This window comes from uncultured Flavobacterium sp., from assembly GCF_963925415.1.
Taxonomy (GTDB): domain Bacteria; phylum Bacteroidota; class Bacteroidia; order Flavobacteriales; family Flavobacteriaceae; genus Flavobacterium.
In genome coordinates this window covers 1-19738 of record NZ_CAWUTS010000112.1, presented here as the reverse complement: position 1 = coordinate 19738, position 19738 = coordinate 1, and the positions used below count along the sequence as shown (strand labels likewise).

19 protein-coding genes are annotated in these 19738 nt (G+C 31.9%); 10 read left to right on the top strand and 9 right to left on the bottom strand.

From position 1 onward, the window contains the following. From porU to AABM47_RS09035, 8 genes are all read left to right on the top strand, one after another. Positions 1-1170, top strand: a 1170-nt coding sequence (porU, locus tag AABM47_RS09070; RefSeq protein WP_338410606.1) for a type IX secretion system sortase PorU, incomplete at its 5' end; no start/stop codon positions are given. Between the two features lie 35 nt (positions 1171-1205). After that, positions 1206-2369: a type IX secretion system outer membrane channel protein PorV gene (gene porV, locus AABM47_RS09065; RefSeq protein WP_338410605.1), complete on the top strand. Its 1164-nt coding sequence runs from the start codon at positions 1206-1208 to the stop codon at positions 2367-2369. 83 nt (positions 2370-2452) lie between these two features. Next, positions 2453-2935, top strand: a complete 483-nt coding sequence (gene cdd / locus AABM47_RS09060; RefSeq protein ID WP_338410604.1) for a cytidine deaminase — start codon at positions 2453-2455, stop codon at positions 2933-2935. 130 nt (positions 2936-3065) lie between these two features. Continuing rightward, complete coding sequence (gene pdhA, locus AABM47_RS09055) at positions 3066-4067, top strand: pyruvate dehydrogenase (acetyl-transferring) E1 component subunit alpha (RefSeq protein ID WP_338410603.1); 1002 nt, start codon at positions 3066-3068, stop codon at positions 4065-4067. A 3-nt stretch (positions 4068-4070) separates the two neighbouring features. Beyond that, positions 4071-5672, top strand: coding sequence for a 2-oxo acid dehydrogenase subunit E2 (locus AABM47_RS09050; protein ID WP_338410602.1), 1602 nt, complete (start codon positions 4071-4073; stop codon positions 5670-5672). A 77-nt stretch (positions 5673-5749) separates the two neighbouring features. Beyond that, on the top strand, positions 5750-6736 hold the full coding sequence (locus AABM47_RS09045; RefSeq protein ID WP_338410601.1) for a M28 family peptidase: 987 nt from the start codon (positions 5750-5752) through the stop codon (positions 6734-6736). Continuing rightward, positions 6726-7409 carry an SDR family oxidoreductase gene (locus tag AABM47_RS09040; RefSeq protein ID WP_338410600.1) on the top strand — a complete coding sequence of 228 codons (684 nt, stop codon included), beginning with the start codon at positions 6726-6728 and terminating at the stop codon, positions 7407-7409. The genes AABM47_RS09045 and AABM47_RS09040 overlap by 11 nt, the downstream gene beginning before the upstream one ends. A 2-nt stretch (positions 7410-7411) precedes the next feature. Then, complete coding sequence (locus AABM47_RS09035; RefSeq protein ID WP_338410599.1) at positions 7412-8014, top strand: SprT-like domain-containing protein; 603 nt, start codon at positions 7412-7414, stop codon at positions 8012-8014. Between the two features lie 195 nt (positions 8015-8209). On the opposite strand, the gene AABM47_RS09030 is transcribed toward AABM47_RS09035, so the two are convergent. The 5 genes from AABM47_RS09030 to AABM47_RS09010 form a co-directional block, all read right to left on the bottom strand. Continuing rightward, positions 8210-8977 (bottom strand): ATP-binding cassette domain-containing protein, encoded by a 768-nt coding sequence (locus AABM47_RS09030; RefSeq protein WP_338410598.1) that lies wholly within the window; start codon positions 8975-8977, stop codon positions 8210-8212. Beyond that, positions 8977-9723: an ABC transporter permease gene (locus AABM47_RS09025; RefSeq protein ID WP_338410597.1), complete on the bottom strand. Its 747-nt coding sequence runs from the start codon at positions 9721-9723 to the stop codon at positions 8977-8979. Before AABM47_RS09025 ends, AABM47_RS09030 begins: the two co-directional genes overlap by 1 nt. Before the next feature lie 213 nt (positions 9724-9936). Continuing rightward, positions 9937-10845, bottom strand: coding sequence for a DUF6268 family outer membrane beta-barrel protein (locus tag AABM47_RS09020; RefSeq protein ID WP_338410596.1), 909 nt, complete (start codon positions 10843-10845; stop codon positions 9937-9939). A 141-nt stretch (positions 10846-10986) separates the two neighbouring features. Next, the gene (locus AABM47_RS09015; protein WP_338410595.1) at positions 10987-11835 is read right to left on the bottom strand and encodes a glycosyltransferase family 2 protein; all 849 of its coding nucleotides are present in this window, start codon (positions 11833-11835) and stop codon (positions 10987-10989) included. A 15-nt stretch (positions 11836-11850) separates the two neighbouring features. After that, positions 11851-12384 carry a methyltransferase gene (locus AABM47_RS09010; RefSeq protein ID WP_338410594.1) on the bottom strand — a complete coding sequence of 178 codons (534 nt, stop codon included), beginning with the start codon at positions 12382-12384 and terminating at the stop codon, positions 11851-11853. Between the two features lie 91 nt (positions 12385-12475). Here AABM47_RS09010 and AABM47_RS09005 point away from each other — a divergent pair, with 91 nt between their 5' ends. Further along, entirely contained in the window at positions 12476-13756 is a 1281-nt protein-coding gene (locus tag AABM47_RS09005; protein WP_338410593.1) for an amidohydrolase family protein, read from the top strand. Here AABM47_RS09005 and AABM47_RS09000 read toward each other — a convergent pair whose 3' ends face one another. The 3 genes from AABM47_RS09000 to gcvP all read right to left on the bottom strand — a co-directional run bounded on the left by AABM47_RS09000 (position 13757) and on the right by gcvP (position 18177). Continuing rightward, a complete protein-coding gene (locus AABM47_RS09000) occupies positions 13757-14815 on the bottom strand; it encodes a ketoacyl-ACP synthase III (RefSeq protein ID WP_338410592.1) in 1059 nt (352 codons plus the stop codon). A gap of 70 nt (positions 14816-14885) precedes the next feature. Further along, positions 14886-15260 (bottom strand): group III truncated hemoglobin, encoded by a 375-nt coding sequence (locus AABM47_RS08995; RefSeq protein WP_338410591.1) that lies wholly within the window; start codon positions 15258-15260, stop codon positions 14886-14888. A 73-nt stretch (positions 15261-15333) separates the two neighbouring features. Beyond that, positions 15334-18177 (bottom strand): aminomethyl-transferring glycine dehydrogenase, encoded by a 2844-nt coding sequence (gcvP, locus tag AABM47_RS08990; RefSeq protein WP_338410590.1) that lies wholly within the window; start codon positions 18175-18177, stop codon positions 15334-15336. A 171-nt stretch (positions 18178-18348) separates the two neighbouring features. On the opposite strand from gcvP, the gene AABM47_RS08985 reads away from it, so the two are divergent. Further along, positions 18349-19164, top strand: coding sequence for a hypothetical protein (locus AABM47_RS08985; protein ID WP_338410589.1), 816 nt, complete (start codon positions 18349-18351; stop codon positions 19162-19164). Between the two features lie 46 nt (positions 19165-19210). Here AABM47_RS08985 and AABM47_RS08980 read toward each other — a convergent pair. Then, positions 19211-19738 (bottom strand): M3 family metallopeptidase (locus tag AABM47_RS08980; RefSeq protein WP_338410588.1); only part of this gene is annotated, 528 nt, incomplete at its 5' end.

Here is a 19738-nt window from a genome sequence, read left to right as displayed (position 1 = left end):
ACAAGTGATAACAGGAGAGTTGTTTTTAATATAGGTGATCCTGCTTTAAAATTAGCAATTCCAAAACCAAAAGTTGTACTTACAAAAATAAATGGAGTAAATGTAAATCAGCCAACAGATGTTTTAAACGCATTAAGTTATGTTACGCTTTCGGGAGAAGTTCAAAACAGTAACAATCTTATTTTACCAAATTATAATGGACAACTTTCGGTTCAGATTTTTGATAAAAACATTCAAAGACAAACATTGGGTAATGATGGTACACTTTCTGGCTCAGGTAATCTGGTAATAATGGACTTTGTTGCATTGGGAGAAACAATTTTTAGAGGAAATGCATCAGTAGTAAATGGTAAATTTGAGTTTGGATTTGTTGTGCCAAAAGACATAAAAATAGCAGAAGGGAATGGTAAAGTTAGTTTTTACGCCAAATCTAATATACCAAACCTTCAGGATCAAACAGGATATGATTTTTCTATAAAAATAGGAGGTATAAACTTGAATGCTCCTGAAGATAACATTGCACCAATTGTTAAACTATATATGAATGATCAATCTTTTGTATATGGTGGAATTACAAATGAGTCACCTTTTTTATTAGCTTATTTAGAAGACGAAAATGGGATCAACACGGCAAGTGGTATTGGGCACGATATTGTAGCAATTTTAGACGGTGATGAATTAAATCCATACATTTTAAATGATTATTATGAAACAGAGAATAATAATTACCAAAAAGGCAACGTTCGTTTTCCTTTTAAAAATTTAGAGCCAGGGCTACATTCTATAACATTTAAAGCATGGGATGTGTATAATAATTTAATTACTGCCGAAATTCAATTTGTAGTTGTAGGTGCCGATATAATCACCATAAGTAATGTGTTAAATTATCCAAATCCGTTTGTGAGTTACACCGAATTTTGGTTCAATCACAACCGACCCTTCGAGATGTTAGATGTTCAGGTTCAAATTTTTACGATAAGTGGCAAATTGGTTAAAACAATAAATCAATCATTTTTTACAGAAGGGTTTTTATCAAGAAACTTAAAATGGGACGGAAAAGATGACTTTGGCGATAAAATAGGCAAGGGGGTTTATGTCTATAAACTAATTGTAAAATCGAGTATAGATGGTAAAAAGTCAGAAAAATACGAGAAACTTGTTATACTTTAATTAAATACTATATTTGTAAATTAAATAAATACCATATGAAAAAAATCGCTTTACTAGTTTTGATAGTAACAACAATTAAACTAAACGCACAAGAAAGAGTGATAACAACTTCAGTGCCTTTTTTGCTAATTGCTGGTGATGCCCGTTCTGCAGGTATGGCAGACATGGGAGTAGCAACTTCTGCAGATGCATTTTCCCAACAATACAATCCTTCCAAATATGCTTTTTCATTGTTTGAACAAGGGTTTTCTATAAGTTACACTCCTTATCTAACAGATATAGCAAATGATATTTCTTTGGGTCAGGTAAATTACTACAACAGGATCAATGAAAGAAGTGCTTTTGCGGGTAGCTTAAGATATTTTAGTTTAGGAGATATAGAATTAAGACAATCTTTTGATGATTTTCCAGTAACGGTTTCTCCTAATGAATTAGCTGTAGATCTTTCTTATTCACTAAAATTAAGTGACCGATTTGCTATGGGAGTTGCAGGGCGATTTATAAGCTCTAGTTTAAAAATTCCTGATGGAACATCAGACGCTTCCGCTGCCTCAACCTTTGCTTTTGATGTGTCAGGCTATTATCAATCAGAAGAACAGGCTTATACCGATTTTGACGGAAGATGGAGAGCCGGTTTTAATTTGCAAAATTTAGGGCCAAAAATAAAATATGATAATGGCATTACAAATGCTAACTTTTTACCTTCAAACTTAAGATTAGGCAGTGGATTTGATTTTATATTTGATGATTACAACAAAATAGGCGTAACTGCAGAAATTACAAAATTATTGGTACCTACGCCACAATCTTTATCAGATGTTAATGGTGACGGCGTTATTGACAATCAAGATTCTTCACAATTATATAATGAATATCAACAAATAGGCTGGGTTTCTGGTATTTTTAAATCTTTTAATGATGCACCAAATGGCTTTTCCGAAGAATTAAAAGAATTTACTTGGGCTATAGGAGCAGAATATAATTATCAAAATTCATTTTCTCTTCGAACAGGATATTTTAATGAAAGTGATGACAAGGGTGCACGTAAATACCTAACTCTTGGTGCAGGTTTTATATATCAAATTGTAAAAGTAGATTTATCCTATCTGTTTTCAGCATCTAAAGTAAAAAACCCTTTAGAAAACACCTTGCGTTTTTCTTTAACGTTTAATTTTGGCGATGAATATGATGAATATTAATAAAAATAAATAAACAAAAACATAAAATCCAAATTCTAATTATTAGAGTTTGGATTTTTTTTCCTTTGATAAAAACAATATAAATGAAAGAAATAAAAATTGTTACATCTTTTACTGTTTACGATTCAATTGATGCATTAGATTTAGAAATTAAAAATTTAATGTTAGACGCAAAAGAAGCCCGTAAAACTGCTTATGCACCCTATTCAAATTTTTCTGTAGGCGCGGCCCTGCTTTTAGATAACGGAGAGGTTGTAAAAGGCACAAATCAAGAAAATGCAGCATATCCGTCTGGACTTTGTGCAGAACGAGTGGCTATTTTTTATGCTGGTTCTCAATTTCCAAAAGCTAAAGTATTAAAAATGTGTATAACGGCCTCTTCAATAAGTAAAGAGTCTATAACACCTATTCCTCCATGTGGGGCTTGCAGACAATCAATTGCAGAATATGAATTTAAACAAGAATTATTAATTGAAATTTATTTTATGGGCGCAAAAGGAGAAGTTTATAAATCAGATTCATTAAAAAACTTATTGCCTTTTATGTTTGATAAAAATCAGCTATAACGTTTTCGTTTAATTATTTTAAATAATTGTCAGTAAAAAAACAAAAAATCATTAAATTTAATTTTTTCGATAAGCAAGGAAATGCTATTTTTGCTAAATATGAATTTTATTCATTAAATAACTAAACTAGATGAAGCCAATTACAAAAGAAGTGTATCTTAAATGGTACGAAGAAATGCAGTTTTGGAGAAAATTTGAAGACAAATTAGCTGCACTTTATATTCAACAAAAAGTTAGAGGATTTTTACATTTATATAATGGTCAAGAAGCTGTTTTAGCCGGAGCATTACATGTAATGGAATTGGGTGGAAAAGATAAAATGATAACGGCTTATCGAAATCACGTTCAACCAATTGGTATGGGTGTTGATCCAAGAAGAGTAATGGCTGAGTTATTAGGAAAAGTTACTGGAACTTCAAAAGGCATGGGTGGATCAATGCATATATTTTCAAAAGAGCATGGTTTTTATGGTGGACATGGAATAGTTGGTGCTCAAATTCCAGTAGGAGCAGGTATGGCATTTGCAGATAAATATTTCGAAACGGGCGGGGTTACTATGACATATTTTGGTGATGGAGCTGCACGTCAAGGTTCATTGCACGAAGCTTTTAACATGGCCATGTTATGGAAGCTGCCTGTGGTTTTTATTTGTGAGAATAATGGATATGCTATGGGAACATCTGTCGAAAGAACAGCAACTCACACAGATATTTGGAAATTAGGTTTAGGTTATGAAATGCCTTGTGGACCTGTTGATGGAATGAACCCAGTAAAAGTTGCAGAAGCGATGCATGAAGCTATAGAAAGAGCTCGACGTGGTGATGGACCAACTTTCTTAGAAATGAAAACATATCGATATAGAGGACACTCAATGTCAGATGCTCAATTATATAGAACAAAAGACGAAGTAGAAGAATATAAAAAAATAGATCCAATTACTCAAATTTTGGATGTAATAAAAGAAAAAAACTACGCTACAGAGGCCGAAATTGAAACAATCAACCAAAAAGTGAAAGACTTAGTGGAAGAATGTGTAACTTTTGCTGAAGAATCAGACTTTCCGCAAATCAGTCAATTATATGATGTGGTCTACGAACAAGAAAATTATCCATTTATACCTCATAAATTATAAATCATGGCAACAGTAATTAAAATGCCTCGCTTAAGCGATACAATGACAGAAGGAACTGTAGCAACTTGGTTTAAAAAAGTTGGTGATAAAATTAGTGAAGGTGATATTTTAGCAGAAATAGAAACCGACAAAGCTACTATGGAATTTGAATCCTTCAATGAGGGTACCTTATTATATATCGGAATTCAAGAAGGAGAATCAGCAACTGTTGATACTTTATTAGCAATTATTGGAATAGAAGGCGAAGATATTTCGAATTTAGTCGCATCAGAAGCATTAAATGATACAGTGAAAATTGTTGAAGAAAAAGAATCAGAACTTCTAACAGCTAATGCAGATTCTATTCCTTCTGGGGTAAAAGTTATTACGATGCCTCGTTTAAGCGACACCATGACTACTGGAACTGTTGCTACTTGGTTAAAAAAAGTTGGTGATAAAATTAGTGAAGGTGATATTTTAGCAGAAATAGAAACTGATAAAGCGACCATGGAATTTGAATCTTTCAACGAAGGCACTTTATTATACATTGGAATTAATGAAGGCGAAACAGCACTAGTTGATAGCGTTTTAGCAATTATTGGTCCTGACGGAACAGATATTAGTGGAATTGCCGAAAATTATAGCAGTAACGCATCAGATGTTAAAGAAACAGCAGAGCCAGAACCTGAAAGCCCGATTGCTCAAGTACCTGCAACAAAAATTGATGGTGCAAGAATTTTAGCTTCACCATTAGCGAAACAAATTGCTAAAGAAAAAGGAATAAATTTATATCAAGTTAATGGTTCAGGAGAAAACGGTAGAATTGTAAAATTAGATGTAGAAAATTTTAAACCAATAGCCGTTGTTGAGTCGTTACAAACTGTTCAAACTGGTGCAACAAACCCTCAGCAAGTAATTGTTCAACCATTTGTTCCAGCAGGAGAAAAACTATCTACAACAAGTGCAAATTCTCAAATGAGAAAAACGATTGCTCGTCGTTTAGGAGAGTCAAAATTTACAGCGCCCCATTATTATTTAACCATTGAGTTAGATATGGATAATGCAATAGCGTCTCGAGTAATAATTAATTCGTTGCCAGATACAAAAGTGTCTTTCAATGACTTAATCGTAAAAGCTTGTGCTATGGCCTTAAAAAAGCACCCTCAAGTAAACTCTCAATGGACCGAAAAAGAAACCATTTTGAACCACCATGTAAATATTGGTGTAGCAGTTGCTGTTGAAGATGGATTATTAGTACCAGTTCTACCTTTTACAGATCAAATGAGTTTAACTCAAATTTCTGCAACTGTTCGTGATTTAGCAACTAAAGCAAAAACAAAGAAGCTATCTCCAGCAGAAATGGACGGAAGTACATTTACCATTTCAAACCTAGGTGCTTATGGAATTATTGAGTTTACTTCAATTATAAACCAACCAAACTCTGCAATATTATCAATTGGTGCAATTGTAGAGAAACCAGTAGTTAAAAACAGTCAAATTGTTGTGGGTAATGTAATGAAAGTAACTCTTGCTTGTGATCACAGAACTGTTGATGGAGCTACAGGAGCATTGTTTTTACAAACCTTAAAAAGCTATTTAGAAAATCCTGTTACAATGTTAGCATAATTTTTTAATATGATATATTTCAAAAAAAATCCCGATAGTATTCGGGATTTTTTTATTTTTACTAAAAACTAAACAAAATGAAAAAATTTTTGATTTTCACTTCTATACTGATGGCAGCATGCTCCACATCAAAAATGATACAATCCACTAAGTCTACAGACACAGCAGATATAAGTTTAACCAGCGAAAAAGGTTTCGCTCAAGAAAAAACTGTAGCCAATACGCTAAGTTTTTTAGCTTCTGACGATAATGAAGGAAGGGATACAGGCAGCAAAGGAATAGAAAAAGCAAGTGTTTTTCTAGAGAATATGATGATAGAAAATGGCATCAAACCATATTTTAAAACCTATAGAGATACACTATCTAATTTTAATAAACCTGCATATAATATTGTTGGATATATTGAAGGAAACGACCCAAAACTTAAAAATGAGTTCGTGATAATAGGTTCTCATTATGATCATATTGGAAAAATTGCCGCAGTAAACGGAGATGATATTGCAAATGGTGCAAATGATAATGCTTCAGGATCAACAGCAACTTCAGAAGTAATGAAATATTATGCCAAGTATAAAACCAATAAAAGAAGCCTGATTTTTGTATTCTTTTCTGCAGAAGAAAAAGGCTTGTTAGGTTCAAAACATTTGGCAAAAAAACTTAAAGCAGAGAATTTAGATTTATACTTCATGTTTAATTTTGAAATGATAGGCGTTCCCATGCTAAACAAAGATTTTTTGTTGTATTTAACGGGTTTTGGAAAAACAAATATGGCTTCAAAAATGAATGAATATAATGGTAAAAAGGTAATAGGATACATTCCGGCACAAACCAAATATCAATTATTTAGAGCGTCAGATAATTATCCTTTTTTTACAGAGTTTAATGTTCCTGCACAAACGGTTTCCACATTTGATTTTGAAAATTTTGATTTCTATCACAAGCCCGATGACGAATTTGAATTAATGGACACTAAACACATGACTAACGTTATCAATACAATGATCCCCATATTAGAAATCATGATTAATAAACCCACAAAAGAAATCACTATAAATGTCAAATAAAAACATAATAATTACAGGAACTTCAAGAGGCATAGGTTTAGAGTTAGCCCTGCAGTTTGCAAATGAGGGGCATCAAATTTTAGCCTTGTCAAGAAAAGCTTCAAAGGCACTTTTAGAACATCCCAATATTACCTTTTTATCTGTTGATTTAACAATAGATTCTGACATTAATAACGCTGAAGAATTTGTAAAAAACACATTCAAATCTGTTGATGTTTTAATTCATAACGCAGGTGCTTTATTGCATAAGCCTTTTGAGCAAATTACATCTAAAGAATTTGAATCAATTTATAAAGTTAATGTTTTTGCAGTAGCTAGTTTAACCCGTGTTTGTATTCCTTTTCTTCTAAAAGGGAGTCATGTAGTAACCATTAGTTCTATGGGTGGAATTCAAGGAAGTTTAAAATTTGCTGGATTAACAGCTTATAGTTCGAGCAAAGGAGCAGTAATAACTTTGTCAGAAATGTTGGCAGAAGAATATAAAGATCAGGGCATAAGTTTTAATGTTTTGGCATTGGGTGCTGTAAATACAGAAATGCTACAAGAGGCTTTCCCTGGATATGAAGCGCCACTTTCCGCATTAGAAATGGCGAGTTATATTCGCAATTTTGCTTTAACAGGGCATAAATATTATAACGGAAAAGTATTGCAAGTTTCATCAACAACACCCTAAAATTGAGTAACGTTTTAGAAAAATATTTACCTTCTCACGCGGTTGAGTCTTGCTTTGAACTTATCAAAGATAACCGCGTGCATTTAAAAATTGTAAATGAAAGGCAAACCCGTCATGGTGATTACCGAAAAGATATTCAAGGTTTTCATTTAATTACAGTTAATGCAAACTTAAATCAATATCGATTTTTAATAACATTAATACACGAAATAGCACATTTGGTAGCTTTTCAAAAATTTGGAAGACATATAAAGCCACACGGTATAGAATGGAAGCATACGTTTCAAAAATTAATGGTTCCTTTTATTAGGCCAGAAATATTTCCAAAATCCGTTTTATCATTAGTTGCAAACCACTTTAGAAATCCAACAGCTAGCAGTGATACTGATGCTCAATTAGCCTTTGCATTAAAACAATTTGATGAAAGAAAGCCAGATGTTTATTTTATTCACGAAGTGCCTAACGGGAGTATGTTTAGAATTGCAAAAGGTAGAATTTTTAAAAAAATAGGATTACGTGTAAAACGTTATGAATGTATAGAAATCAGTACGGCTAAAACCTATTTGTTTAATGCAAATGCTGAAGTAGAAATAATTCCTGGTTAATTTGTTTTTAAGTTTTAAACATAAATTAAAACGTTTTATATCTTATAAATTAAATAAAAGGTCAAAATTTATCATGCACTTTTAAGGATGATTCAATTAAACCTCTTTTTTACCAGTTCTTACAAAAAAATTCATGACCTGTTAGGACTAATAAACACTTTGATTAGTAAATATTTTTGAGGCGAACAAAATTTATTAAGCGTTGTCATCCAAATACATCTTCCTCACTTTTTTAAACAGTTCAGAAGAATATACAAAATCGATAACAGCTTCATTGTCGGTTTTAAAAATTTCTTCTTTTGTACCTTCCCAAGCTAGTTTTCCATTTTTTAAGAATATAATTTTTTGGCCTATTTCCATAACACTATTCATGTCATGGGTATTAATTACGGTTGTAATATTATATTCTTCAGTAATTTCTTTAATGAGATTATCAATTATAATTGCCGTTTTGGGATCTAAACCCGAGTTTGGTTCATCGCAAAAAAGGTATTTAGGATTGTTGACTATTGCTCTGGCAATTGCTACTCTTTTTTGCATACCACCCGAAATTTCAGAAGGTTTTTTGTCATTTGCATCTATTAAATCTACTCTATTTATTACAAAATCAACACGTTCTTTAATTTCTTGAGGTGTTTTATTTGTAAACATTTTTAATGGAAAACCAATGTTTTCCTCTACGGTCATACTATCAAACAAAGCACTCCCTTGAAAAACCATTCCAATTTCAGTTCTTAAAGTACGTTTTTCGTCATTTGAAAGGTCAGAATACACACGCCCATCAAAACATATTATACCACTATCTGGGCTGTGAATACCCAACAGTGATTTTAATAAAACCGTTTTTCCAGAGCCACTTTGGCCTATAATTAAATTTGTTTTTCCGGCTTCAAAAAGAGTACTGATTCCATTTAGTATTTTTTGAGTGCCAAAAGTTTTTTTTAAATTTTTAACCTCTATCATTAGCTTAAAAGGAGTTGAGTTAATATGTAATTTATTAAAATAATAACAACAGAAGTCCATACAAATGATACGGTACTTGCTCTTCCTACTTCGAGCGCTCCACCTTTCATATAAAATCCGTGGAAGGACGGTATAGTTGCTAATATAAAAGCAAAAACACTTGTTTTAATAAAAGCATAAACGATATGAAACGGTATAAAATCATTTTGAAGCCCTTCAATAAACTCACCACTTGTGGTAAATCCACCAAAAACACCAGCCATCCATCCACCAAAAATGCCTAAAAACATGCTAATTCCAATCACAAAAGGATACAAAAAAAGGGCAATTAATTTTGGAAAAACCAAGTAATTTAAAGAATTTACACCCATTACTTCAAGTGCATCTATTTGTTCTGTTACTCGCATAGTTCCTATGCTTGATGTAATAAACGAACCCATTTTTCCTGCCATAATAATAGAAATAAAAGTAGGAGCAAATTCCAAAATAATAGATTGCCTAGTAGCAAAACCAATTAAGTATTTCGGAATCAAAGGACTTGTTAAATTTAACGCCGTTTGAATGGCAACAACACCACCCACAAAAAACGAAATAAACGACACTATGCCTAAGGAATTAATGATTAAATCATCAACTTCTTTAAAAATAAGTTGCTTCATTACACTCCATTTAGTGGGTTTGTTGAATATTTCTTTCAACATCATAAAATAACGACCTATCTGCGATAAGTATCTAATAAGCATCATACTTTTAAAATATCATCAAAAATAGGGAGAAGTTATGAGTTATGAGTTATGTAAAGTTGTTTTTTTTTGGCGTTTCCTTTCAGGTCATGCTATTCGCTATATCTTTTATATATTACCACGTGTTTAATCACGTGGTAATATATAAAAGGATGCCGCTACTATCATTAACGCAAATATGTTTTCATAAAAGCTAATTATTTGATCAACAAAGGTTTATTTGTCTTTTTTAGAAAGATCAAATCTGTAAATTAGATCAGCTCCCATAAAAATGCCAGCATCAAATTCAGAATTCAATCGGACTCTATCATCACCACCAAGCTGAACAGTTAATACTTGAACGCCAACAGTATCATTTGAATTATACATGCCATAATCGGTAGTGTCATAACCAATTTTACCTCTTACAATTAATGAATTATCTAATAAACCATAAGCCACATAAGCCGCAAACCTTATGGATTCTTCTTGAACATAAAAATTTGAACCTGTGTCTGCTAAATTATAAGACTTTATAGACGTTAACAAATCAGTACCAATGCTAAATTTTTTTGAAAGTGAGTAATTCATGTCCATTCTAATAGGAAGTGTTGCATTTATAAAAAACTTTTCATTTTTTGAACGGTGCCATAAACCAATAATTGGGGTTATAGTAGTTCCAAAATTTTCGGTTGAACTGTATAAACCAAACTTCCATTTATACCCTTCCGAATATTGATAATCTAAAATGGCTAAAGCACCAAATTGAAAATCTTGAGACCCTATATTTTTAAAGTCAGAAGCTAATTTTGGTAATAAAACATAAGTTCCAGACCATTTTTCATTGTGTTGGTATTTTATCCCTAAATTCAATCTAGTCATTGTCAAATTTCCTCTGTCAAAATTTTTCCCTAAATTTAGCGCCGTATTTTCGGCAGTTATGCCAGTCAAAAAAACGAGATTTTTATTAATAACTTTTGGATAATATAATTCAAAATTGAAGTTATTTGTGTTTGTTTCATAGTCATCGTCAAGATTACCTAAATTGGCATTGTTGTTTGAAAACTTAACAATATCAACATAATCTTGAGCGTTTGTAAACAGAGTGAAAAGCGAAAAAACTAAAAGTAAAAATGTTTTTTTCATAATATAAGGGATTAAATTTTATCAAATAAATTGATTAAACGCAAGCCGTAATCATAAAAAAATGTTAATATTTCACAATCATAAAAAATTTAATAGGTATTATAAAAATATCTTATGACTTATTTTACTAGCATAAATCAATCAAAATAATTTTTCTTTCATTTTTTTCCAACGATATGCTTTTATAAACAGAGCTTGTTTTTTAGAAACTAAAAGCTCTTTATTAGATAATTTTGCTTTCCAAAACCCCTTTATATAATCTATAAAAAGCAAGGGTTTTTTCTTTCGTAAAGCCAGTTTTAAAGATGCAATGGCTGTAATCCAAAACCCATAACCAAGGCTGTAAAAAGCTTCGCCTTGCTTGTAACGTGCAGCTTTGTTATAATTTGCTCCTGTAGGCTTTAGGTGTTTTACTATTAAAGTTTCATCGGTAACTACTTTCCAATTATAAAATTTACATAACAATTCGTCAACTGTGTCCCATCCCATAGCTGGTTTTAGACCACCAATTTGCTTAAAAGCTTCTTTTCTATAGGCTTTTAATGCGCCACGTATATGGTTTTTATCTGTAAGGTTTTCTAAAACCCAATCGTTATTTTTTTTGATGTAGCAAAAACCTCCAGCCATTCCGACTGTTATATCTGATTTGAAATGCTTTATCACTGTTTCAAAGTAGTTTTTGGGAAAAATTAAATCAGCGTCAATTTTTACAATTATATCATAGGCATCATCAATATGTTTTTCGCCCTCATGAAATGCTTGAATAACTTTACTTCCTGGTAGGTGTATCGCTTCTGATTTTTTATGCACTAACGAAATAAATGGGTGCTTTTCTGCGAAAGCCAAAACAATTTCAGCTGTTTTATCGGTAGAGTTATCATTTACCACAATAATTTTTGATGGTAAAACAGTTTGGTCTACCAATGATTGCAGCGTTAAATTTATAAATGCTTCTTCGTTATAAGCAGGAATTATGATGTAGTATTTCATTAAACGGTTAGCTATTTATATGGTACTAATTACTTTTTCAGCGTAAACCAAGTAATAACGATTTGTAAAATAACGTAGCAAAGGTCTAAAACCTATTTTTTTTACTGGATGCGTAAACTTAATTCTGTCGATTATTTTAAATCCTGTTTTTTCTAATAACCAATCCAGTTGCCAATCTTCAAATTCATGATAATGTCTGTCCCATTTATCGGTTTTACTTTTATAAGCAGATGAAAACCACAATCGCATGGGAATAGAAATTAATATTTTATCAGCTTTAATGCCTTTAAGTATAGTATAGGGATTAAGCAAATGTTCAAAAATTTCAAAGGCAGTTACTACAGAGTATTCATTATTATTAAATGCAAATTGATTGTCGTCTATGTCTTCTCCTTTAGTGTTTGTTACTTTATATCCATTTTCTAACATTATTTTTGAAAATGGATTAGAAACGCCGAGATCTAAAACAGTTTCACTAGTAGAAATATGCTTTTTTAAAAATGCTAAGGTTATATTAAAACGTTTACTGGGGAAAGTTTTTTCGTACATATCAAATTAAAAAAAAATTAGATTTGTAAAGTTACAAAGATTTAATTTTAAAGAGTAATTTTTGTACATTAGCTTTCTAATTTTTATTTTTATGAAAAAAAATATATTATTTCTTTTGTCTTTGGTTTCAATTTTTACTTTAGCCCAGGAAAAAACAATTATTCATTGTGGAAAGTTTGTAGACGTTGAAAATGGAACAATATTAGAAAACATTTATATATCCATTATAAATGATAAAATTGAAAACGTTTCAAAAATTAAATTAACGGTTTCTGATACAGATGTTTTTATTGATTTGTCACAAAAAATGGTTATGCCAGGCCTTATTGATATGCACGTTCACTTAGAACATGAAACAAGTGCCAAACAATATATAGAAGAATTTACATTAAATGATGCTGATATTGCTTATAAATCTTTGGCTTATGCAAAAAAAACTTTAAATGCTGGATTCACTTCTGTTAGAGATTTAGGAGGAACCAATGTCAATATCTCTTTAAGAAATGCCATAGATAATGGTTTAGTTGACGGGCCAAGAGTTTTTACTGCAGGTAAATCAATAGCAACAACAGGTGGACACGCTGACCCAACAAACGGCTATAGAAGTGATTTGATGGGAAATCCAGGGCCAAAACAAGGAGTTGTAAACGGCGTTGATGATTGTATTAAAGCAGTAAGACAACGCTACAAAGATGGAAGTGATTTAATAAAAATTACAGCATCTGGAGGTGTTTTAAGTGTTGCAAAAAGTGGGGAAAATGCGCAATTTACCATTCAGGAAATCAAAGCAATTGTTAGTACTGCTAATGATTATGGCTTTAAGGTTGCTGCTCATTGCCATGGAGAAGAAGCAATGAAAAGAGCTGTCATTGGTGGCGTTCATTCAATTGAACATGGTACCTACATGAGTGAAGAGATCATGAAATTAATGAAAGAGAGGGGCACTTATTTAGTACCAACAGTTACAGCAGGAAAAGCGGTTGGATTATTTGCTAAAATTCCAAATTATTATCCAGATCTAGTGGTGCCAAAAGCTTTAGAAATTGGTCCAAAAATTCAAAACACTTTTGCACGTGCCTATAGATATGGAGTAAAAATTGCTTTTGGAACAGATGCAGGTGTTTTTATTCATGGCGATAATTGGAAAGAATTTATCTATATGAATGAAGTAGGAATGCCTTTTATGGAAATATTAAAAACAGCTACAATAAATGCATCAGATTTATTAGGGCAATCTTCAATGTTAGGTACAATTGAAAAGGGTAAATTTGCTGATATTATTGCCGTTGATGGTGACCCAACTATAGATATTAATCAAATGGGAAAAATTACTTTTGTAATGAAAGGTGGTAAAATTTACAAATCAGAGTAATTACATTTTATAAGCAATTGCATTAATGTTCATGCCAGCACCAACAGATGCAAAAAGAACAATGTCACCTTTATTTAAAGAATGATTTTCTAACTCTCCTTTCATAATTAAATCATATAAGGTTGGTATTGTTGCAACACTAGAATTCCCTAGTTTATGAATACTCATAGGCATAATGCCTTCAGGAGTTACTGTTTTAAATAGCTTATAAAAGCGGTTTACTATAGCTTCATCCATTTTTTCATTAGCCTGATGAATCAATATTTTTTTAACCTGTCCTATTTCAATATTAGCTTTTTCTAAGCATTCTTTCATAGCTAGCGGAACGTTTGATAATGCAAACTCATATATTTTTCGGCCAAACATTTTTATGTAACGTGTATCTGGGTCAAGATTTTGATTATATGATTTTCCAAAATATAAATAATTGATTTCATCATAAGTAAAGGAAGCAGAAGCGTGTGATAAAATTCCACCATCATTTTCTGTGCTCTCTATAATTGTAACACCTGCACCATCAGAATAAATCATAGAGTCTCTATCATGCGCATCAACAACTCTAGATAATGTTTCAGCACCTATAATCATACATTTTTTCGCCATACCAGCTTTTATAAATGCTTGTCCTTGTATTACACTTTCAACCCATCCAGGGCAACCAAAAAGCATGTCATAAGCAATGCATTTTGGGTTTTTTATGCGTAAATTAAATTTAACTTTTGAAGCTAAACTTGGCATCATGTCGCTTTGAATTGCTCCTTTTTTTACATCGCCAAAATTATGAGCAAATATTATGTAGTCTAGTGTTTCAGGATCTATTTTAGCGTCTTCAATTGCTTTTTGAGCAGCTATTGTAGCCATGTCAGAGGCAGTTTGATTGTCTTGAGCGTATCTGCGCTCAATTATTCCTGTTATGTCTGTGAATTTTTGTGCAATAACATCATTCGTATAATTAAATACCGTTCCATCTTCGTTTAAAAAACTATGATTTATAAAATCTTCATTAGTGACTTTTAATGAAGGAATATAACTTCCTGAACCTGTAATTTTAATATTCATTAGTTTGTAATGTATTAATTAGTGTAAAATTAGTTAATTTTTTTTTTAAAACACAAACATGTTAATGACATTAATTAAAATATTTGATTTGCATAACTGTTGCCATGTTTAATGCATTAGTTTTCATTTTTTCTACATTAGGTCCAATAAAATAAACATCAATGCTTTGATAAAAATGCTTAAGCCAAGTATCAAAATGTTTTTTTTTAAAAGCATGCTTTTCATTTAAGTCTTTGTGAATTTGAAACATATTGTTGCTATAGCCCCCTTTTAAAAAGATAGACTGCTCCCAAAAAGTAGCTAAAATTTCAAAATGCTCTTCCAAATGTTTATCTACAGTTGTTAATTTGGTGAAATAAAAATTAATACTATCATCCTCCAATAATTTTTTGTAGAACTCTCTAATGATCAAAAGTATATCTTCTCTAGTTGCTATATCTTTCATTTTTTTAATATTAAAAAATCCCAAACTCTTTTTTAATGGAATTTGGGATTTCCATAATTGGAATTTAATGATCTTACATATATGCCTCAATTGGAGCACAACTGCATATTAAATTTCTATCTCCATAAGTTTCATCGACACGACGAACGCTCGGCCAAAACTTATTGTCTGACACATACTCTAAAGGATATGCTGCTTTTTCTCTTGAATATGGAAAATTCCATGAGTCAGAGGTAAGCATGTTTAAGGTATGCGGAGCGTTTTTTAATATATTGTTTGGTTCTTCAATTCTTGCAGCTTCAATTTCTTTTCGTATTGAAATCATAGCCTCACAAAAACGATCTAATTCCGCTAAATCTTCAGATTCAGTTGGCTCTATCATTAATGTTCCAGCCACAGGGAAAGAAACTGTTGGTGCATGAAAACCATAGTCCATTAAACGTTTTGCGATATCTGAAACTTCAATTCCTTTATCTTTAAAAGATCTACAATCTAATATCATTTCGTGGGCCGCTCTGCCTTTTTCTCCCACATATAATATGGGGTAGTGTTCTTCTAAAAGTGCTTTCATGTAATTTGCATTTAGAATGGCATATTTTGTAGCATTGGTTATTCCTTCTGCGCCTAGCATGCAAATATAACCATATGATATTAAACATACTAAAGCTGACCCGTATGGTGCTCCAGAAATCGCAGAAATTGCTTTTTCGCCACCAACTTCAACAAATGGGTTGCTAGGTAAAAAGGGCACTAGTTTTTCGTTAACACATATAGGGCCTACTCCCGGTCCACCTCCTCCATGAGGAATGGCAAAAGTTTTGTGTAAATTTAAATGACAAACATCTGCACCTATTGTTGCAGGGTTTGTTAGCCCTACTTGTGCATTCATATTTGCCCCGTCCATATACACTAATCCTCCATTGTCATGAATGATTTGTGTAATTTCTCTAATGGCACTTTCAAAAACGCCATGAGTCGATGGATAGGTTACCATTAAGCAAGATAATTGATCTTTGTATTGTAAAGCTTTTTCTTTTACATCTTCTACATCAATATTACCGTTTTCCATAGTTTTGGTAACAATGATTTGCATTCCGGCCATAGCTGCTGATGCAGGATTTGTACCATGAGCCGATGCAGGAATTAAACAAATATTTCTTTGCTCATCACCTCTAGATAAATGATACGCACGAATGGTCATTAAACCAGCATATTCACCTTGTGCACCTGAATTAGGTTGTAATGTAGTGCCTGCAAAACCTGTTATTACATTCAATTGATGTTCTAGTTTTTTAAGCATTGTAGTATAACCTTGTACTTGGTCCAATGGTGCAAATGGATGAATGGTGTTCCAATAAGGCATGCTTAAAGGAAGCATTTCAGCTGCAGCATTTAATTTCATTGTACAAGAGCCTAATGCTATCATCGAATGATTTAGGGATAAATCTTTGCGTTCTAATTTTTTAATATAACGCATCAAACTTGTTTCAGAGTGGTATTTGTTAAAAACATTGTGGGTTAAAAACGATGATTTTCTTTCTAAAAGTAAGGGATAGTTATTTTCGGTATTGTATACAGAAATTTTAAAAGCTTCTTTGTTTGCTGCCTCAGCAAAGACAGCTATAATTTGGTTTATATCTTCAAGTGAAACAGTTTCGTTTACAGATATCGAAACAGATGTGTTGTCTATATAATAAAAATTAATTTCATTTTTTTCAGCAATTTGTTTTATTTTTTGAGCATCTGCTTTTATAACTATAGTGTCAAAATAAGCTGAGTTGGTTTGGTAAAAACCTAATTTATTTAATGCGTCTGCTAAAGTTGAAGCTGATGAATGAACTTTGTCTGCAATGTATTTCAAACCTTTTGGGCCGTGATATACGGCATACATCCCTGCCATTACAGATAATAAAACTTGTGCAGTACAAATGTTTGAAGTTGCTTTTTCACGTTTGATGTGTTGCTCTCTTGTTTGTAAGGCCATACGCAAAGCTCGGTTGCCATCAGCATCTTGCGAAACCCCTATTATTCTGCCAGGCATAGATCGCTTGTATTCTTCTTTTGTAGCAAAATAGGCAGCATGAGGCCCACCATATCCCATTGGAATACCAAAGCGCTGAGTTGTTCCTACTACTACAGCAGCACCCATCTCTCCTGGAGGTGTTAGTTTTACTAAGGATAGAATGTCAGCAGCAACCGCTACTTTTATTTCGTTTTCATTAGCTTTTTTTATAAAATAGGCATAATCATATACTTGACCATGTTTTCCTGGGTATTGAAGTATTGCACCATAAAAGTCTTTTGAAAAGTCAAAATCTTCATGATTTCCAACAACTAATTTAACGCCAATAGGAGCAGATCGTGTTTGTAAAACCGATAGTGTTTGAGGTAAAATTTCTTCTGAAACAAAGAATTTGCATACGTTGTTTTTCTTTTGATCTCTTGAGCGAACATCAAATAATAAAGCCATTGCTTCAGCAGCAGCAGTACTTTCATCTAACAAGGATGCATTGGCAATTTCCATTCCACTTAATTCAATAACGGTAGTTTGAAAATTTAATATAGCTTCTAGTCTCCCTTGAGCAATTTCGGCTTGATAAGGTGTATAAGCAGTATACCATCCTGGGTTTTCAAAAATATTTCTTTGAATTACAGGAGGAACAATAGTTGGATTATAACCTAAACCAATATATGATTTATAAACCTTGTTTGTTCTGCCTAATAATCGAATATGGTTTGCATACTCATATTCGGTCATTACGGGGTCTAATTCTAATGATTCTTTTAAATGAATATCGGAAGGTATGGTTTCATAAATCAATTGATCTAAAGTTTCAACACCTATGGTTTCTAACATTTTAGGCAAATCGTTTTCTCTTGGTCCTAAATGTCTTAAAGCAAATGAGTCTGTTTTCATTTATGGTATAATAAAGTATAAATTTTTGTTTTTTTGTATTCTAAAAATAGAATTTAAAATAAACTACAAAAGTAATTATTATGAATTAAAATAATCCTTAAATTTTATTGATTTTTTATCTTTTTATCAACTAATCACTAGTTTTATTAACACTTTGATTATTTTTGTTGAATGAAATACTTTAAAAATATATTTGACTTTTACATCCAAAGCAGTTTGCATGTTGCTCTTGCTGTTTATGCTTTGATTAGAATCACATTTTTAAAGTTAAACATTTCATATGATGAGGCTGTTGTGTGTTTTGGTTTTTATGGAACAGTAGTGGGTTATAATTTTATAAAATATGATGAATTAGCTCGAATAAAAAAGGTAAAACTTTCAAATACATTTCAAATAATAATAGCTTTAAGTTTTGTTTCGGCTTTAGCTGCTTTTTATTATTATTTAGAATTAAAAATCAATACTAAATTAATAGGATTTGGAGCTTTATTAGTAACAATTTTTTATACGTTGCCATTTTTTCCTAATAAAAAAAACATGCGCAATTGGAGTGGCATAAAAATATATTTGGTTGCATTTGCCTGGGTAGGGGTGACGGTTCTGTTGCCTGTTATAAACGCTGAACTAGATTTTTCAATAGTTGTAATTTTGAAAAGTATCCAACGTTTTGTTTTTATTTTTGTATTGATGTTGATTTTTGAAATTATTGATTTGCCGTTTGATGCATTAAAATTGAATACTATTCCACAAAAAATAGGAATTAACAGAACAAAACAATTGAGTTATATAGGGATTGGGCTTTTTTTATTTTTAGAGTATTTTAAACCTAATAGTTCGCTAAGTCAATTTGCCATAACCTCTTTAATTTCATTAATTTTAGGTGGTTTTACTTATTTTGCTAATTCAAAGAGAAATAAATATTACTCCTCTTTCTGTGTGGAAAGTGTGCCGGTAATTTGGTTACTTTTATTATTGATTTTCGGATAACATTTTATGAATGCAAGTTAGAGATAATCATTTTGCTATAATATAACTATACCAAACCAGCCCTTTTTAACAACGCCTCAGGCTTCGGCTCTTGTCCTCTAAATTTTTTGTACAATTCCATGGGTAATTCGGTGCCTCCTTTTGAAAGTACATTTTCTTTAAATTTAGCTGCCACTTCTCTGTTAAAAATACCTTTTTCTTTAAAATATGCAAAGGCATCTGCATCTAAAACTTCGGCCCATTTGTAGCTGTAATATCCCGACGAATAGCCCCCTTGAAAAATATGCGAAAACGAAACACTCATGCAGTTTTCGGCAACATCTGGATATAGTTTGGTGTTTGCAAAAGCAGCTTCTTCAAAAGCTTTAACAGTAGTAATTTCGTTTGGATTGTGGGCATGAAAAGCCATGTCTAAAAGTCCGAAACTAATTTGTCGCATCGTTGCCATTCCTTCTTGAAAGTTAGCACTTTCTTTTATTTTTTTAACGTATTCTTGTGGTATAATTTCGCCGGTTTGATAATGTTTTGCAAATAAAGCTAACGCTTCGGGTTCGTAACACCAGTTTTCCATTAC

Bases quoted from the DNA above. Each gene is read 5' to 3' on its own strand.
- AABM47_RS09030 (WP_338410598.1), bottom strand. From the start codon at position 8,977: ATGATAGAGGTTAAAAATTTAAAAAAAACTTTTGGCACTCAAAAAATA.
- AABM47_RS09045 (WP_338410601.1), top strand. From the start codon at position 5,750: ATGAAAAAATTTTTGATTTTCACTTCTATACTGATGGCAGCATGCTCC.
- AABM47_RS09015 (WP_338410595.1), bottom strand. From the start codon at position 11,835: ATGAAATACTACATCATAATTCCTGCTTATAACGAAGAAGCATTTATA.
- AABM47_RS08995 (WP_338410591.1), bottom strand. From the start codon at position 15,260: ATGAAAGATATAGCAACTAGAGAAGATATACTTTTGATCATTAGAGAG.
- pdhA (WP_338410603.1), top strand. From the start codon at position 3,066: ATGAAGCCAATTACAAAAGAAGTGTATCTTAAATGGTACGAAGAAATG.
- AABM47_RS09025 (WP_338410597.1), bottom strand. From the start codon at position 9,723: ATGATGCTTATTAGATACTTATCGCAGATAGGTCGTTATTTTATGATG.
- cdd (WP_338410604.1), top strand. From the start codon at position 2,453: ATGAAAGAAATAAAAATTGTTACATCTTTTACTGTTTACGATTCAATT.
- AABM47_RS08985 (WP_338410589.1), top strand. From the start codon at position 18,349: ATGAAATACTTTAAAAATATATTTGACTTTTACATCCAAAGCAGTTTG.
- AABM47_RS09020 (WP_338410596.1), bottom strand. From the start codon at position 10,845: ATGAAAAAAACATTTTTACTTTTAGTTTTTTCGCTTTTCACTCTGTTT.
- AABM47_RS09040 (WP_338410600.1), top strand. From the start codon at position 6,726: ATGTCAAATAAAAACATAATAATTACAGGAACTTCAAGAGGCATAGGT.
- gcvP (WP_338410590.1), bottom strand. From the start codon at position 18,177: ATGAAAACAGACTCATTTGCTTTAAGACATTTAGGACCAAGAGAAAAC.
- AABM47_RS09050 (WP_338410602.1), top strand. From the start codon at position 4,071: ATGGCAACAGTAATTAAAATGCCTCGCTTAAGCGATACAATGACAGAA.
- AABM47_RS09010 (WP_338410594.1), bottom strand. From the start codon at position 12,384: ATGTACGAAAAAACTTTCCCCAGTAAACGTTTTAATATAACCTTAGCA.
- porV (WP_338410605.1), top strand. From the start codon at position 1,206: ATGAAAAAAATCGCTTTACTAGTTTTGATAGTAACAACAATTAAACTA.
- AABM47_RS09000 (WP_338410592.1), bottom strand. From the start codon at position 14,815: ATGAATATTAAAATTACAGGTTCAGGAAGTTATATTCCTTCATTAAAA.
- AABM47_RS09005 (WP_338410593.1), top strand. From the start codon at position 12,476: ATGAAAAAAAATATATTATTTCTTTTGTCTTTGGTTTCAATTTTTACT.